Annotated in this window: 11 protein-coding genes; 4 read left to right on the top strand and 7 right to left on the bottom strand. The window is 71.0% G+C overall.

Translation table 11 applies throughout. From position 1 onward, the window contains the following. Positions 1 to 131: 131 nt before the first annotated feature. The 4 genes from kdpC to kdpF are packed head-to-tail and all read right to left on the bottom strand — an operon-like array spanning position 132 to position 4,660. Positions 132 to 767 carry a potassium-transporting ATPase subunit KdpC gene (gene kdpC, locus ACWGB8_RS34480; RefSeq protein ID WP_452217606.1) on the bottom strand — a complete coding sequence of 212 codons (636 nt, stop codon included), beginning with the start codon at positions 765 to 767 and terminating at the stop codon, positions 132 to 134. Between the two features lie 17 nt (positions 768 to 784). Next, on the bottom strand, positions 785 to 2,905 hold the full coding sequence (kdpB, locus tag ACWGB8_RS34475; protein WP_452217605.1) for a potassium-transporting ATPase subunit KdpB: 2,121 nt from the start codon (positions 2,903 to 2,905) through the stop codon (positions 785 to 787). After that, positions 2,905 to 4,569 carry a potassium-transporting ATPase subunit KdpA gene (gene kdpA / locus ACWGB8_RS34470; RefSeq protein WP_452217604.1) on the bottom strand — a complete coding sequence of 555 codons (1,665 nt, stop codon included), beginning with the start codon at positions 4,567 to 4,569 and terminating at the stop codon, positions 2,905 to 2,907. Before kdpA ends, kdpB begins: the two co-directional genes overlap by 1 nt. Before the next feature lies 1 nt (position 4,570). Beyond that, positions 4,571 to 4,660 (bottom strand): K(+)-transporting ATPase subunit F, encoded by a 90-nt coding sequence (kdpF, locus tag ACWGB8_RS34465; protein ID WP_037779658.1) that lies wholly within the window; start codon positions 4,658 to 4,660, stop codon positions 4,571 to 4,573. A gap of 432 nt (positions 4,661 to 5,092) precedes the next feature. On the opposite strand from kdpF, the gene ACWGB8_RS34460 reads away from it, so the two are divergent. Both ACWGB8_RS34460 and ACWGB8_RS34455 read left to right on the top strand, forming a co-directional pair. Beyond that, positions 5,093 to 7,045: an amino acid transporter gene (locus tag ACWGB8_RS34460; RefSeq protein WP_452217603.1), complete on the top strand. Its 1,953-nt coding sequence runs from the start codon at positions 5,093 to 5,095 to the stop codon at positions 7,043 to 7,045. A 143-nt stretch (positions 7,046 to 7,188) separates the two neighbouring features. After that, positions 7,189 to 8,364 carry a cytochrome P450 family protein gene (locus tag ACWGB8_RS34455; RefSeq protein ID WP_452217602.1) on the top strand — a complete coding sequence of 392 codons (1,176 nt, stop codon included), beginning with the start codon at positions 7,189 to 7,191 and terminating at the stop codon, positions 8,362 to 8,364. Positions 8,365 to 8,556: 192 nt separating this feature from the next. Here the strand turns inward: ACWGB8_RS34455 and ACWGB8_RS34450 are convergent, their stop codons facing one another. After that, positions 8,557 to 10,917: an arylsulfatase gene (locus ACWGB8_RS34450; protein ID WP_452217601.1), complete on the bottom strand. Its 2,361-nt coding sequence runs from the start codon at positions 10,915 to 10,917 to the stop codon at positions 8,557 to 8,559. Between the two features lie 87 nt (positions 10,918 to 11,004). Beyond that, on the bottom strand, positions 11,005 to 11,340 hold the full coding sequence (locus tag ACWGB8_RS34445) for a hypothetical protein (RefSeq protein ID WP_452217600.1): 336 nt from the start codon (positions 11,338 to 11,340) through the stop codon (positions 11,005 to 11,007). 330 nt (positions 11,341 to 11,670) lie between these two features. Between ACWGB8_RS34445 and ACWGB8_RS34440 the strand changes: the two genes are divergently transcribed. Further along, entirely contained in the window at positions 11,671 to 12,981 is a 1,311-nt protein-coding gene (locus ACWGB8_RS34440; RefSeq protein WP_452217599.1) for a cation:proton antiporter, read from the top strand. A gap of 296 nt (positions 12,982 to 13,277) precedes the next feature. On the opposite strand, the gene ACWGB8_RS34435 is transcribed toward ACWGB8_RS34440, so the two are convergent. Further along, positions 13,278 to 14,579 carry a cytochrome P450 gene (locus tag ACWGB8_RS34435; RefSeq protein WP_452217598.1) on the bottom strand — a complete coding sequence of 434 codons (1,302 nt, stop codon included), beginning with the start codon at positions 14,577 to 14,579 and terminating at the stop codon, positions 13,278 to 13,280. 190 nt (positions 14,580 to 14,769) lie between these two features. Between ACWGB8_RS34435 and ACWGB8_RS34430 the strand changes: the two genes are divergently transcribed. Further along, the gene (locus ACWGB8_RS34430) at positions 14,770 to 15,390 is read left to right on the top strand and encodes an L-threonylcarbamoyladenylate synthase (protein ID WP_452217597.1); all 621 of its coding nucleotides are present in this window, start codon (positions 14,770 to 14,772) and stop codon (positions 15,388 to 15,390) included. The last annotated feature ends 100 nt before the right edge of the window (positions 15,391 to 15,490 follow it).

Below are 15,490 nucleotides of genomic sequence, written 5' to 3'. Positions count from 1 at the left end.
CACCACCCCCCCCACCCCCCAAACACCGGGGTCTTGGGGGCGGTTTTTTTTTTACACCCCCCCCCCCGGGGGGGGGGGGCGCCCCCCCCCCCCCCCGGGCCGGTTCGGCTACGCCACGGGCTGATGGACGGTCATCGGCCGTGTTCGGCCAGTGCCTTGTTCAACAGGACGACGTTGACACCCGGTTCGCCCAGGAAGCCCGCGGCGCGGCCGTCGGTGTACCGGTCGACGAGCGCGCGGACGGTGTCCGCCGGCAGGTTGCGGGCCGCGGCGACCCTCCGGACCTGCTGCTGGGCGTAGGCGACCGAGATGTGCGGGTCGAGGGAGGAGCCGGAGGCGGTGACCGCGTCCACCGGGACGCTCGCCGGGTCGACGCCGTCGAACGCGGCGACGGCCTTTCGGCGTTCGCCTGTCGCCGTGGCCAGGTCCGCGCTGTTCGGGCCGAGGTTGGAGGCGCCGGAGACCTTCGGGTCGTAGCCGTTGGCCGAGGGGCGGGGCTGGAACCACGTCGGGTCCGGCTTCGCCTCCTCGTTCTCGTCGTCGGGGTTCTGCTGGGGCAGGTCGAAGCGCTGGCCCAGCAGGCCGGAGCCGACCTCCTTGCCGTCGGCGGTCTTCACGATCGAGCCGTTGGCCTTCTCCCGGAAGGCGGCCTGGGCGATGCCGGTGACCAGCAGCGGGTAGGCGAGGCCGAGGACCGCCGTCATCACCAGCAGCATCCGCAGTGCGGTGAGGTGCGTGCGCACGGTCGCGGGCAGGGGCTTGGACATCTGGGTTCTCCTCTCTCTCAGCTCAGGCCGGGGACGAACTGCACGACGAGGTCGATCAGCTTGATGCCGATGAACGGGACGACCAGGCCGCCCAGGCCGTAGATCCCGATGTTCCGGCGCAGCAGCGAACTGGCGTCGGACGGGCGGTACGTGACGCCGCGCAGGGCGAGCGGGATCAGGCCGACGATGACCAGGGCGTTGAAGACGATCGCCGAGGTGATCGCGGACTGCGGGCTGTGCAGGCCCATGATGTTGAGCCTGTCCAGGCCCGGGTACACCGACGCGAACATGGCGGGGATGATCGCGAAGTACTTGGCGACGTCGTTGGCGATGGAGAAGGTGGTCAGCGCGCCGCGGGTGATCAGGAGCTGCTTGCCGATCTCCACGATCTCGATCAGCTTGGTCGGGTTGGAGTCCAGGTCGACCATGTTGCCGGCCTCCTTGGCCGCCATGGTGCCGGTGTTCATCGCGACCCCGACGTCGGCCTGGGCGAGGGCGGGGGCGTCGTTGGTGCCGTCCCCGGTCATCGCGACCAGCTTGCCGCCGGCCTGCTCCTTCTTGATCAGGGCCATCTTGTCCTCGGGGGTGGCCTCGGCGAGGAAGTCGTCCACGCCCGCCTCCTCCGCGATCGCCTTCGCGGTCAGCGGGTTGTCACCCGTGATCATGACCGTCCTGATGCCCATCCGGCGCAGCTCGTCGAATCGCTCCCGCATGCCGTCCTTGACGACGTCCTTGAGGTGGATGACGCCGAGGACACGGGCGGGGCCGGATCCGGCCCTCGTCGCGACCACCAGGGGTGTGCCACCGGCCGCGGAGATCCCGTCGACGAGCGCGGACACGTCCGGACCGACCGAACCGCCCTGCTCCCCCACCCAGGTGGTGACGGCCGCAGCAGCGCCCTTGCGGATCTGGTGCACCCCTCCCGTTTCGTCCAGGTCGACGCCGGACATCCGGGTCTGCGCGGTGAACGGCACCCAGGTGGCGTGCGCCAACTCGCCCTGGGCGCGGGCCCGCAGGCCGTACTGCGTCTTCGCGAGGACGACGATCGAGCGGCCCTCGGGGGTCTCGTCCGCGAGGGAGGACAGCTGGGCGGCATGCGCGAGCTCGTCGACGGTGACGCCCTCGGCCGGCTGGAACTCGGCGGCCTGGCGGTTGCCGAGGGTGATGGTGCCGGTCTTGTCGAGCAGCAGGGTGTTGACGTCGCCCGCCGCCTCGACGGCGCGGCCGGACATCGCGAGGACGTTGCGCTGCACCAGCCGGTCCATGCCGGCGATGCCGATCGCGGAGAGCAGCGCGCCGATGGTGGTCGGGATGAGCGCCACGATCAGGGCGACCAGCACGATCATCGACTGCGGGGCGCCCGCGTAGGTCGCCATCGGCTGGAGGGTCACGACCGCGATCAGGAAGACGACGGTCAGCGAGGCCAGCAGGATGTTCAGCGCGATCTCGTTCGGCGTCTTCTGCCGGGCCGCGCCCTCGACCAGGGCGATCATCCGGTCGATGAAGGTCTTGCCCGGCTCGGAGGAGATCCGCACCACGATCCGGTCGGACAGCACCTTGGTACCGCCGGTCACGGCGGAGCGGTCGCCGCCGGACTCGCGGATGACGGGCGCGGACTCGCCGGTGATCGCCGACTCGTCGACGCTCGCGACGCCCTCGACGACGTCGCCGTCACCGGGGATGATCTGGACGGCCTCGACCACCACGTGGTCGCCGAGCCGCAGTTCGGTGCCGGAGACATCCTCCTCGGCCTGCGACGCCGGCCAGTCCAGCAGGCGGCGGGCCCTGGTGTCGGTCCTGGCCCGGCGCAGGGTGTCCGCCTGCGCCTTGCCGCGGCCCTCGGCGACGGCCTCGGCCAGGTTCGCGAAGACCGTGGTCAGCCAGAGCCAGACGGTGATCGCCCAGGCGAACACCGACGGGTCGGCCATCGCGGAGACCGTGGTGACGACGGAGCCGACCTCGACCACGAACATGACCGGGTTCCTGACCATCACCCGGGGGTCGAGCTTCTTCACCGCGTCCGGCAGGGACTTCACGATCAGCTGGGGATCGAGGAGACCGCCGGCCGCTCTGCGGGGCGCGGAGTCCCCGGTCGTGCCGCCCGGGGCGGGAGTGGGAGTGAGCGTGGACGTGGACATCAGGAGGAGAGACCTTCCGCGATCGGCCCGAGAGCCAGGGCCGGGAAGTAGGTGAGGCCGACGACGATCAGGACGACGCCCGACAGCAGGCCCACGAACAGCGGCTTGTGGGTGGGCAGGGTGCCCGGGGTGGCCGGGACCGGCTGCTGCTGCGCGAGCGCGCCGGCCAGGGCGAGGACGAAGACCATCGGCAGGAACCGGCCGAACACCATGCACAGCCCCAGCGCCGTGTCGTACCAGTCCGTGTTCACGGTGATCCCGGCGAACGCCGAACCGTTGTTGTTGGACGCCGAGGTGAAGGCGTACAGCACCTCGGAGAAGCCGTGCGCACCGTCGTTGAGCATCCCCGCCCGCTGGCCGGGCAGCGCCATCGCGACACCGGTGCCTACCAGCACCAGGGTCGGCGTGGTCAGGATGTAGAGGGAGGCGAACTTCATCTCCCGCCCGCCCAGCTTCTTGCCCAGGTACTCGGGCGTACGGCCGACCATCAGCCCGGCCACGAAGACCGCGACGATCGCCAGCACCAGCATCCCGTACAGGCCGGAGCCCACCCCGCCGGGCGCGATCTCGCCCAGCATCATGTTGAACATCGTCAGCCCGCCGCCGAACGCGGTGTACGAGTCGTGGAAGGAGTTCACCGCGCCGGTCGAGGTCAGCGTGGTCGACGCCGCGAACAGCGAACTCGCCGCGATGCCGAACCGCTGCTCCTTGCCCTCCATCGCCCCGCCCGCGGTCTGCAGGGCGGCCCCCGGGTGCTGCGCCTCCGCCAGGGTGATCAGCGCCGTGGACGCGGCCCAGAAGATCGCCATGACGGCGGTGATCGCGTAGCCCTGGCGGTGGTCGCCGACCATCCGGCCGAAGGTGCGCGGCAGGGCGAACGGGATCAGCAGGATGAGGAAGACCTCCAGGAGGTTGCTCAGCCCGGTCGGGTTCTCGAACGGGTGGGCGGAGTTGGCGTTGTAGAAGCCGCCGCCGTTGGTGCCCAGCAGCTTGATCACCTCCTGGGAGGCCACCGGCCCGCCCGGAACCGACTGCGGCCCGCCGGCCAGCCCGGCCACCTCGTGGAAGCCGTGGAGGTTCTGCACGACCCCGGTCGCCACCAGCACCAGCGCGAAGACGATCGCGATCGGCAGCAGCAGGCGCAGGCAGACCCGGGTCAGGTCGACCCAGAAGTTGCCCACCCGGTCGGTGCGGTTACGGGTGAAGCCGCGGACCAGCGCGGCCACCACCGCGATGCCGACGGCCGCCGAGACGAAGTTCTGCACCGCCAGGCCGGCCATCTGCGCCAGGTGCCCCATCGCGGCCTCACCGCTGTACGACTGCCAGTTGGTGTTGGCGGTGAAGGAGATCGCGGTGTTCCACGCCTGGTGGCCGTCCATCCGCGGCACGTCCAGGTTCAGCGGCAGCCACTGCTGGAGCCGGATCAGGCCGTACAGGAGGAGGACGGACACGGCCGAGAAGGCCAGCACCGAGCGGAGGTACACCGGCCAGCGCTGGTCGGCGTCGGCGTCCACGCCGACCACCTTGTAGAGGGCGCGCTCGGCTCTCAGGTGCTTGGAGGTGGTGAGGATCCGGGCGATGTGGTCGCCCAGGGGGCGGTAGCACAGGACCAGCGCGGCCACCAGGGCCAGCACCTGCAGCCAGCCCGCAGCAGTGGAGCTCATGTCAGAACTTCTCCGGGTAGATCAGCGCGAGGACGAGATAGCCGACGAGGGCGACGGCGACGATGAGACCGGCGACGTTCTCCGCGCTCACAGCTTCTCCACCCCCCGCGCGATCAGGGCGATGACGGCGAACACGGCGACCGTGACACCGACGTACATCAGATCCGACATTGGCTCCGCCGACTTGGCTCGTGGGGTGAACCGCGGGACGCACGAGGCCCTGCGGTACGCCGGGGGAAGACCGGCAGCGAGAGCCAATCAGCCGCCGAGCGGCGCACCCGGGGTTCCTGACGCCGTCCATACGGCCGGATCCCGATCATTGACGCGCCCTTGACGTCCGCACCGTCCCACCTGGACCGGGGCCCCTCCGGCACCTGGCCGGCCGCCGTGGGACGCGCAGGGGGATCTTGACGCTTTCCTAACGCTTCCACGGGGGTTGGGGCCCCACCCGTTGCCTAGGCTGGCCCGGCCGTCCCGCGATGGCCGGAACTCGACCCCCGCAGCACACCAGGAGCACCCCCCGATGGCCACCACGAACGATCCGCGCACGAGCCGTCTGCGCGCGTGGATGCTGGAGGGGCTGTCCGACATGGGCAAGGGCCGGCCCTCCGTCCCCAAGGCCGAGCAGGAGCCCGCGCACAAGGGGCAGCGCTGGTGGCGCGTGATGTGCCTGACCGGCGTCGACTACTTCTCCACCCTCGGCTACCAGCCCGGCATCGCGGCCCTGGCCGCCGGACTGCTCTCCCCCGTGGCGACGATCGTGCTCGTGATCGTCACCCTGGCCGGCGCGCTGCCCGTCTACCGGCGGGTGGCCGAGGAGAGCCCGCGAGGCGAGGGCTCGATCGCGATGCTGTCGCGACTGCTCTCCTTCTGGAAGGGCAAGCTGTTCGTCCTGACCCTGCTGGGCTTCGCCGCGACCGACTTCCTGATCACCATCACGCTGTCGGCCGCCGACGCCTCCACCCACCTGGTGGAGAACCCCGGCCTGGAGAACGCCCTGCACGACAAGCAGGTCCTCATCACCATGGTCCTGATCGCACTGCTCGGCGCGGTGTTCCTCAAGGGCTTCCTGGAGGCCATCGGCGTCGCCGTCGCCCTGGTCGGCGTCTACCTCGCGCTCAACGCGGTCGTCGTGGTGACCGGCCTGTGGCACGTCCTGACCGAAGGGCACGTGGTCACCGACTGGACGGCCGCCCTGACCACCGAGCACGGCAACGTCTTCGCCATGATCGGCGTCGCCCTCATCGTCTTCCCCAAGCTCGCGCTGGGCCTGTCCGGCTTCGAGACCGGCGTGGCGGTCATGCCGCACGTCGCGGGCGAGCCGGGCGACACCGAGGAGAAGCCCGCCGGACGCATCCGGGGGACCAAGCAGCTGCTGACCACGGCCGCGCTCATCATGAGCGTCTTCCTGATCACCACCAGCTTCATCACCACCGTCCTCATCCCCCACGAGGAGTTCGAGTCCGGCGGCGAGGCCAACGGCCGTGCCCTGGCCTACCTCGCCCACGAGTACCTCGGCACCGCCTTCGGCACGGTCTACGACGTCTCGACCATCCTCATCCTGTGGTTCGCGGGCGCCTCCGCCATGGCCGGCCTGCTCAACCTCATGCCCCGCTACCTCCCCAAGTACGGCATGGCCCCGCACTGGGCCCGCGCGGTGCGGCCCATGGTCATCGTCTTCACCCTGATCGCGTTCCTGGTCACGTGGATCTTCGACGCCGACGTCGACGCCCAGGGCGGCGCCTACGCGACCGGCGTCCTCGTCCTGATCTGCTCGGCCGCCATCGCCGTGACCATCTCGGCCCGCAAGGCCGGCCAGCGCGGCTGGACCGTCGCCTTCGGCGTCATCGCCGCCGTGTTCCTCTACACGACCGTCGTCAACATCATCGAACGGCCCGACGGCGTGAAGATCGGCGCCTGCTTCATCGCCGGCATCATCCTGATCTCCCTCCTCTCCCGGCTCGGCCGCGCCTTCGAACTGCGCGTCACCCACGTCGACCTGGACGACACCGCGGAGCGCTTCATCCGCGACATCTCCCACCGCACCGCCCGGTTCGTAGCCAACGAACCCGACAACCGCGACATCGCCGAGTACCGCGACAAAATCGACCAGATCCGCACCGACAACGACCTCCCCACCACCGAGGACTTCGTCTTCATCGAGGTCACCGTCACCGACCCCTCCGAATTCGAGGCCGGACTGACCGTCCGCGGCGAGGTCCTGCACGACCGCTACCGCGTGCTGACCGTCGAGTCGTCCTCCGTCCCCAACGCGCTGGCCGCCCTCCTCCTCCACGCCCGCGACCTCACCGGGACCCGCCCCCACATCTACTTCGAGTGGACCGAGGGCAACCCCTTCGCCAACTTCCTGCGCTTCTTCCTCCTCGGCCAGGGCGAGGTCGCCCCCGTCACCCGCGAAGTCCTGCGCGAGGCCGAACCCGACCGGGCCCGCCGCCCCCGCGTCCACGTCGGCTGACCGGCGGCGGGGCCCGCGGGCCGTGGTTACGCTCGGTCGGGCAGCAGTACCCGACCGGCGGTACCGTCCCCATCGGCGGCACCGTCCGCACCGGCGTGGCTGCCCACCGACCGACGGCACCCGAAGCGACCCAGGAATCGACCATGGCCTCCTCCCCCTTCGCCGACCCGGCGTTCCACGCCGACCGCTACCCCACCTACGCACGCCTGCGCGCGGCCTCCCCCGTCCTCCGGGTACCGCTGAACGGATCCGGCACCGCAACCGTCGTCACCGGCTACGAGGAGGCGCGGCAGGCGTTCACCGCCCCGCTGTCGAAGGACACCGGCGCGTACTTCGCCGACAGGCCGTCCGGCCGGTCCCTGCACCCGGCCGTCGCCCGCACGATGCTCGCAACCGACCCGCCGGAACACACCCGGCTCCGGCGGCTGGTCACCAAGGCGTTCACCCCGGCCCGGGTCGACGGCCTGCGCCCCTGGATCCGCTCGCTCGCCGAACAGTTCGTCGGGCGGTGGGAGCCCGGCACCGAGGTCGACCTCGTCGCGGAACTGGCCGATCCGCTGCCGGTCACCGTCATCTGCCGGCTCCTCGGCGTGCCCCGGGCCGACCGGCCGTCGATCCGCTCCTGGTCGACCGACCTGTTCGCCGACCACGAGCGGGCCGACGCCGCGTCCCACGCCCTGGCCGGCTACCTGGCGGAGCTGATCGCCGACAAGCGCACCCACCCGGACCACTCCCTGCTCTCCGACCTGATCGCGGTCCACGACGACGACGCGGACCGGCTCGGCGAGGACGAACTGCTCTCCCTCGCCGTCCTGCTGCTGGTCGCCGGCCACGAGACCACCACCGCGGCGATCGGCAACGCCGTGCTGGCCCTGCTCCGGCACCCCGCCGAGCTGGCGCAGCTGCGCGCCGCCCCGCAGCGCATCCGGACCGCCGTCGACGAGCTGCTCCGGTACGACTCCCCGGTCAGCATCGCCACCTGGCGGTGGGCACCCGACGACGTGGACCTCGGCGGCGCCGCCGTGCCCGCGGGCAGCCCGGTCTTCGTGTGCCCGGGCGCGGCCAACCGCGACCCCGCGAGGTTCCCCGACCCCGACCGGCTCGACCTGGACCGCCCGAACGCCGCCGCCCACCTCGCCTTCGGCCACGGGATCCACCGCTGCCTCGGCGCCCCGCTCGCCCACGCGGAGATCGACATCGTGCTGACCGTCCTCCTGGAACGCTTCCCCGCCCTGCACCTGGCGGCCCCCGCCGACCGACTCGCCTGGCGGCAGTCCCGACTGGTCCGCGGCCTCGTCGCCCTCCCGGTGCGCCTGTAGGCGCTCACGGGGCGGGAACGCAGGCCCTCCCGGCCCGGTACGCGCCCCCAGCTACGGCCACGTCCGGAAGGTCACTGGTGGACGGTCCACAGATCCGGACGTTGGAAGGAACGTCCAACTCCAGCAGTGCTAGGAGAGGTCCATCGCCCCACCGTCCTGACAAAGCGCGCCGGCCGGCCTCGGGGCCGCGCCCTACTGGCGGGCCATGTGCATGCGCATCTCGCTCTCGGCGTCGACGATCAGGTCACCGGACAGGTCGACGGTGACGCTGTGGAGGGCGCCGGTGAAGCGGAACGGCGCCTGGTAGTCGGGGGTGACGGCCGAACCGGGGTTGGCGCCGCAGGCCATGCCGCCCGGATTGAAGGCGATCGGGGTGGTGACCGGCATGTCGCGCTCGCCGACGAGGCGGCCGTCGATGTACAGCTGGGCCCGGCCGGGTGCGCCCTTGCCGTGGGCGATGTCCGGGGCACCGGTGGGCTCGAACTCGAAGCGCAGGGTGTGTCGCCCCTCGGGCACGCTCTCGCTGGAGGCCACGTGGTGCAGGGCCCGCTGGACGTAGTTGTGGGCGTAGTGGAGGTGGCCGTCCTTGAGGTAGAGGGACCAGCCGCCGGAGTTGGTGCCCTGGCAGAGCAGGACGCCCCGCGCTCCGCCGGGCGGGATCTCTACGTCGGCGGTGACGCTGTGCGGGCGGTTGAGGACCCGGGGCGCGACCGCGGCCGGCAGGGTCTGCGTGCCGGGACGGAAGATGTAGCTGGTGCGGGCCTCGGTGATCTGCGGGCGCTCGGTCATGATGCGCTGCAGGACGCTGCCGTCGATCGGCATCACGTTGTACCTGCCCGCCTCCACGTACCACAGGGCGATCATCTCGATCAGTTTGCTGCGGTGTTCCTGGGCGAGGTTCCTGGTCTCGGCGATGTCCTCGTCGACGTGGTAGAGCTCCCAGTGGTGGGCGTCGAGGTCGTCGAGGTCGGCCATGGTGATCGGGGTGCCGAAGGGCCGCTCGGCCTCCTCGAAGGAGGGGCCGGGCCAGGGGCAGACCGCCCGCCACCCGTCGTGGTCGATCGCCCGGTGCCCGAGCATCTCGTAGTACTGGGTACGGTGACGGGTCGCCGCACCGGCATCGTCGAAAGTGTGGGCGAAGCTGACCCCGTGCAGGGGCGACTGGGTGACCCCCCGGATGGTCGCGGGCGGTTCGACCCCGAGCACGTCCAGGACAGTGGGGACCATGTCGATGATGTGTGCGAACTGGTCGCGGACCTCACCGCGGGCCCGGATGCCGGCTGGCCAGTGGACGAGGAAGGGATCGCTGACGCCGCCGCGGTAGGTTTCCCGCTTCCACCGCCGGAACGGTGTATTGCCCGCCCACGTCCAGCCCCACGGGTAGTGGTTGAACGTGGCCGGGCCGCCGATCTCCTCGATCCGCGCCAGGCTCTCCTCCAACGTCTCGGGCGCGTTGTTGAAGAACTGCAGCTCGTTGGTGGTGCCGGTCACCCCGCCCTCGGCGCTCGCCCCATTGTCGGAGACCACCATGATCAGCGTGTTGTCGAACTCGCCGGTCTCCTTCAGGAACTCCACCAACCGCCCGAGGTGATGGTCGGTATGGGAGAGGAACCCGGCGTAGACCTCCATCATCCGCGCGGCCAGCCGCCGCGCGTCGGGCGTGAGCGACTCCCACGCGGGCACGTCCGGATCGTGCGGCGACAGCTCCGCGTCCGCCGGCACCACGCCCAGTTCCTTCTGCCGCGCGAAGGTCCGCTCGCGGTAGACGTCCCAGCCGTCGTCGAACCGGCCCCGGTAGCGGTCCGCCCACTCCTTCGGCACATGGTGCGGGGCATGGGTGGCGCCAGGGCACAGGTTCAGGAAGAACGGCTTGTCGGGGGCGACCTGCTTGGCGTCGGCGATGAACGACATCGCCCGCTCGACCAGGTCCTCCGTCAGGTGGTAGCCCTCCTCCGGCGTGGCCGGCGGCTCCACCTGGTGGTTGTCGTACACCAGGTCCGGGTACCACTGGCTGGAATCCCCACCCAGGAACCCGTAGAACCGCTCGAAGCCCCGCCCCAGCGGCCACCGGTCGTACGGGCCCGCCGCCGACTCCTGCTCCGAGGGCATCAGGTGCCACTTGCCGACCATGTACGTGTTGTAGCCGTGCTGCAGCAGCATCTCCGACAGGAACCCGTTCTCGAACGGGATCTGCCCGTTGTAGCCCGGATAGCCGGTGGCCAGCTCCGTGATCGCCGCCATGCCGTTGGCGTGATGGTTGCGGCCCGTCATGATGCACGAGCGCGACGGCGAGCACAGCGCCGTGGTGTGCATGTTGCTGTACAGCAGACCGCCCGCGGCCAGCGCGTCCAGATTCGGCGTCTCGATCGGACTGCCGTAGCAGCCCAACTGCCCGAACCCGGTGTCGTCGAAAACGATGAACAGCACGTTCGGCGCACCCGCCACCGACCGCACCGGCTGCGGCCACGCCGGACTCGACTCCTCGGTCGTCCGACCCACCACCCCGGGGAACCGCTGCCCCGGCCGGTACTCACTCCACGATGCCTGCGTCATTTCGTTCTCCGTCCCGTCATCGGCGCGAGCGCCGCTGATGTTCGTGGGCGGCCCTCCACAAGGCCTCAGCTGCGGTCGAAGAGCGGATCACGTAGCGACCGCCGGTGCCGCGGTCGGGGCCGGGCAGGCCGAGTCGGTCACCCAGCGGAACAGCGATTCGCGGTCCATCAGCCCGGAGTAGAAGAGCACCGAGTTGTCCGCGATCCCGGCTTCGAGGAAGCCGCGACGAAGCGCGTTCACCGACACCCCGGGCGGTCCGGCGAGGTAGGCGTCGACCCCGTGCATCAGGTCGAGATTGTCGAAGACCTTCTCGCTGGTGGCGGTGTCGGGGATGTCGTCGCGGAAATGCAATGTGCCGAGCCGCGTCCGGACGGCCTCGGGAGTCGATACCGCGGCGGGCGCATCGTCATGGGAATCGCTCATTCCCCCATGCTGTGCGGCGCCTGCAGGTCTCGCATCCCCGGCCCTCGGCGGGCGTGGTCAACCGTCCGTCGAGGCGTCGCCCCGGCGGGCGGAGCGTCCGGGGGCGGTCGCCGGATCGGGGCTGTCCCGATCCGGCGGGGCCGAAGCCGTGGTGGAGCCGCCACCCGAGCGGCGTCGGCTTCGCAGCGCAGGGGCGAGGATCCGGCTGAACACTTAGGGTGAACCTCTGTGCTCTCTGTGTGACGTGCGGCGGCGTGGCCACGCAGCGCAGGGGCTCGCTTCCCGTGCTGTCGCCGGGTCGATGTTCGACGTCCGGCGTGAGGAGTGCTGATGACTCAATGGGCCGTGGTGATCGCGGGTGGCGTGGTCATCGGCTACGGGGCGCTGTCGCGGCGTCTGTCGACGACGGTGGTCTCCGGTCCCCTGGTGTTCATGGTCGTCGGGCTCGCGATCGGCCCACTGGGCCTGGAACTGCTGGACCGGGCTGACGATCCGGAGTTCACCAGCCTGCTGCTGGAGAGCGCCCTGACACTGCTGATCTTCGCGGACGCGGCGGCGATCCGCCGCCGCGACCTGCGCACGGAGGAGTTCCTGCCGCTGCGGCTGCTGGCCCTGGGACTGCCGGCCACCGTCGCGCTGGGGTGGCTCCTGGCGTGGCCCCTGCTGCCCGACCTGGGCGTGTGGGAGCTGGCCCTGGTCGCCATCATCCTGGCGCCGACGGACTCCGCACTCGGACAGCAGGCGTTCTCCAACAAGAAGGTCCCGCCACTGGTCCGCGGCGGCCTGGGCGTCGAGTCGGGACTCAACGACGGCCTCGCCCTCCCGTTCTTCGTGCTGGCACTGGCGGCGGCGGGCGAGGACCACGGCCATCCGGGCGTTATCGAGACGTTCCTGCGCGCACTGCTGCTGAGCGGCGCCATCGGACTCGCGGTCGGCTGGGCCGGGGCGTACGTGCTGCGTTGGTCCGTCGACCGGGACTGGAGCACCACCGACTGGCGGCAGTTCCTGACGATCGCCCTCCCGGTCGTCACCTACGTGCTGTGTGTCGCGGTCGACGGCAGCGGCTTCATCGGCGCCTGGGCCGCCGGCCTGGCCTTCGGCGTCGGCTCGCGCAGGGTCCAGAGCGCCCGGGCCGGCGGCGTGAGCGACCCTGATCCCGCCCAGAACACCCGGTTCACCGAGCTTCTCGGCCTACTGCTCGCCTCGTTGAGCTTCCTGGTCTTCGGGGCGATCATCCTCGGGCCCGTCCTTGAACACCTGACGTGGCGCACGGTCGTCTACGCGCTGATCAGCCTCACCGTCGTCCGGATGCTGCCGGTCGCGCTCTCACTCATCGGCACGGGCCTGCGTCCGGCTTCCGTCGCCTACATCGGCTGGTTCGGTCCGCGCGGGCTCGCCTCCGTGGTGTTCGGCCTGCTCGCCTTCGAAGAGCATCTGCCCGGAATGGCGCTGCTGACCGAAGCCATCGCCGTGACCGTCGGCCTGAGCGTCGTCCTGCACGGCGCCTCGGCCCCCTTCCTGGGCGACCGCTACGGCGGCTGGTTCGCCAGGACGCTTCCCACCCAGCCGAATCTTCGGGAGAACGCACTCGCCTCCGACTCGGCCCCGCACCGCCCCAAGGGCCTCGGAAGCGACATGTGACGACGCCGCCTGAGATCGCTGCCCGCGCACGGCGCGCAGGTCCTCCTCATCCTTGCCGGGCGCAGGAGGACCGGCGCGGCCGTGCGCCTGGAGAGAGACCATTCTTCGATTGCGACAGGCGGAGGTGGCCGACGGGTACTGCGCGGCCAGGCCGCAGACAAGTACGAGAAGTCGTGCATGGCAGATCTCCAGCGCTTGTGGTGGAGGAGCCACCTGCCCAGCAACCTCCGATCAGGCCCTGCCGAAGTCGTGGGGTAGGGGTGCACGCCCACTGACGTCGGCCAGGGGGCGCCGATCTATTTCCAACGGATGCGCAGCTCTTTCAGCCCGTTCTGGAAGTTGGAGACCAGGCGCTTCGGCGGCGCGTCCGACGCCAGCTCCAGGCCGGGTAGCTCTGCGACGACCCGGCGGATCAGGGCCGCCATCTGGATCCTGGCAAGCCGTGCTCCCACGCAGAAGTGCGGGCCGAAACCGAAGCTGACGTGGTCGTTCGGGGCGCGGGTGACGTCCAGGCGGTCCGGTTCGGGAAAGACCGACTCGTCCCGGTTCGCGGAGGCGTGGTAGACGACCACCTTGTCACCACCGCGGATCCGCTTCCCTGCCAGCACCACGTCCCGGGTCGCGGTGCGACGGAACTGCAGAACGGGCGGCCAGAACCGGAGTAACTCCTCCAGTGCCGAATCGATCAGGTCGTGCCGCGAGGCCAGCTTGCGGTACTGGTCGGAGTGGATGAGCAAGGAATACAGGCCGCCGGGGAGGCCGTTCCGCAAGGTCTCGTTTCCAGCGACTCCGAAGAGAAAGAACATCGTCTCGAACTCGGTGGCACTCAGGCCGGCGTCCCGCATGCGGGCGACGATGCTGCCCGGCGGCGGGTCCTGGGCGAGCGCGTGGGCGTAGGCGAACATGTCGGCGAGGGCCGCGCGGGAGCGCGGGTTCAGCGGGCGGCCGTCGGGGGCCGTGAGGGCGGTCGGGCGGTGGTCGAGCGCGGCGCGGCCCAGGTCGGTGAGCCGAGACGGGTCGGCCGTACTGGACTGGGCGTAGTCCGGGTCCTGGTAGCCGATCACCCGATTCGACCAGTCGACCAGCAGCTGCCGGTCCTGCTCGGGCACGCCCAGGATCAGGGCCAGCGTCCACACGGGCAGATCGGCGGCGACCGGCACGAAGTCGACTTCGCCGAACGGGCGGATCCCGGCGACGAGTTCGGCGGCGCGGGTCTCGATGGCGGTGGTCAGCTCGTGCAGCGCCCGCGGGGTGAACGCGGCCGCCACGGCCCGGCGCAGCCGGGAGTGGTCGGGCGGGTCCTGGTTGAGCATCATCGTCCGGGCGAAGTCCAGATCGGCCGGTGAGTCCGGGTCGCGGATCTGGGTGGCGCCGAGGTGCGAGGAGAACACATCCGGTGTGCGCAGCACGTGCTTCACGTCCGCGTGCCGCAGCACCGCCCAGTACCCCGGCCCGGCCGGCCACTCCCCCACCGGTGGCTCCTCCACCCAGCACACCGGGGCCGCCTCCCGCAGCTCCCGGAAGAGCGCGTACGGCACGCCCTCGGCGTAGGTGTCGGGGTGGAAGATCCGGTTGACGCGCGCCTGATCGAGGGCCATGTCCACGGACGGTACGCCGTCCTGCGGGTCGCCCACCAGCGTCCGGGCGGCACCGGCCTGCCCGGCGGATCGTGCGGGTCGCGGCGCGCCGGGGACGGCCGGCCCCGGCACGCCGACGGGACCGGCGCGGGGGCGCGGGGAGGCGACGGCTGCGCCCCCTCGGGGGAGGGGATCCCGTAGGGTCGGCCGAATGGCGAAGTACTTCGACGTGCATCCAGAGTCCCCGCAGCCGCGCACCATCGGCACCGTGGCCACCAGTCTCCGCTCCGGGGCGCTCATCGCGTACCCGACCGACTCCTGTTTCGCCCTGGGCTGCCGGTTGGACAACAGCGAGGGGCTCGAACGGATCCGGTCGATCCGGCGCCTCGACGAGCGCCACCACTTCACCCTGATGTGCGTGGACTTCGCGCAGCTGGGGCAGTTCGTCCAACTCGACAACAACGTCTTCCGCGCCGTCAAGGCCGCGACGCCGGGCAGCTACACCTTCATCCTGCCGGCCACCAAGGAGGTCCCGCGCCGGCTGCTGCACCCGAAGAAGAAGACGGTGGGGGTCAGGATCCCCGACCACGCGGTCACCAGGGCCCTACTCACCGAACTCGGCGAGCCCCTGGTGTCGAGCACGCTGCTGCTCCCCGGCGAGGACGAGCCGATGACCCAGGGGTGGGAGATCAAGGAGCGGCTCGACCACGTGCTGGACGCCGTGGTGGACTCGGGTGACTGCGGCACGGTGCCGACGACGGTCGTCGACTTCTCCGGCGGGGACGTGGAGATCGTCCGGCGCGGGGCCGGGGATCCCGCACGCTTCGAGTGACGCGCCGGGCACCGGCGCGGTGCGGCACGGCCCGGTAGTCGGGCGGGCGGCCGGTCGGGCGGTTGGTGGAGCGGTCGGGCGGTGGCGTGCTGCACGGCAC

It is taken from the genome of Kitasatospora sp. NPDC054939 (assembly GCF_053610105.1).
Note: the sequence above shows the minus strand (reverse complement) of the source record. Positions and strands in the feature narration are given on the sequence as shown.

Coding starts and splice junctions, on each gene's coding strand:
- ACWGB8_RS34445 (WP_452217600.1), bottom strand. CDS start 11,340: ATGAGCGATTCCCATGACGATGCGCCCGCCGCGGTATCGACTCCCGAG.
- ACWGB8_RS34455 (WP_452217602.1), top strand. CDS start 7,189: ATGGCCTCCTCCCCCTTCGCCGACCCGGCGTTCCACGCCGACCGCTAC.
- ACWGB8_RS34440 (WP_452217599.1), top strand. CDS start 11,671: ATGACTCAATGGGCCGTGGTGATCGCGGGTGGCGTGGTCATCGGCTAC.
- kdpC (WP_452217606.1), bottom strand. CDS start 767: ATGTCCAAGCCCCTGCCCGCGACCGTGCGCACGCACCTCACCGCACTG.
- ACWGB8_RS34450 (WP_452217601.1), bottom strand. CDS start 10,917: ATGACGCAGGCATCGTGGAGTGAGTACCGGCCGGGGCAGCGGTTCCCC.
- kdpA (WP_452217604.1), bottom strand. CDS start 4,569: ATGAGCTCCACTGCTGCGGGCTGGCTGCAGGTGCTGGCCCTGGTGGCC.
- ACWGB8_RS34430 (WP_452217597.1), top strand. CDS start 14,770: ATGGCGAAGTACTTCGACGTGCATCCAGAGTCCCCGCAGCCGCGCACC.
- kdpB (WP_452217605.1), bottom strand. CDS start 2,905: ATGTCCACGTCCACGCTCACTCCCACTCCCGCCCCGGGCGGCACGACC.
- ACWGB8_RS34460 (WP_452217603.1), top strand. CDS start 5,093: ATGGCCACCACGAACGATCCGCGCACGAGCCGTCTGCGCGCGTGGATG.
- ACWGB8_RS34435 (WP_452217598.1), bottom strand. CDS start 14,579: ATGGCCCTCGATCAGGCGCGCGTCAACCGGATCTTCCACCCCGACACC.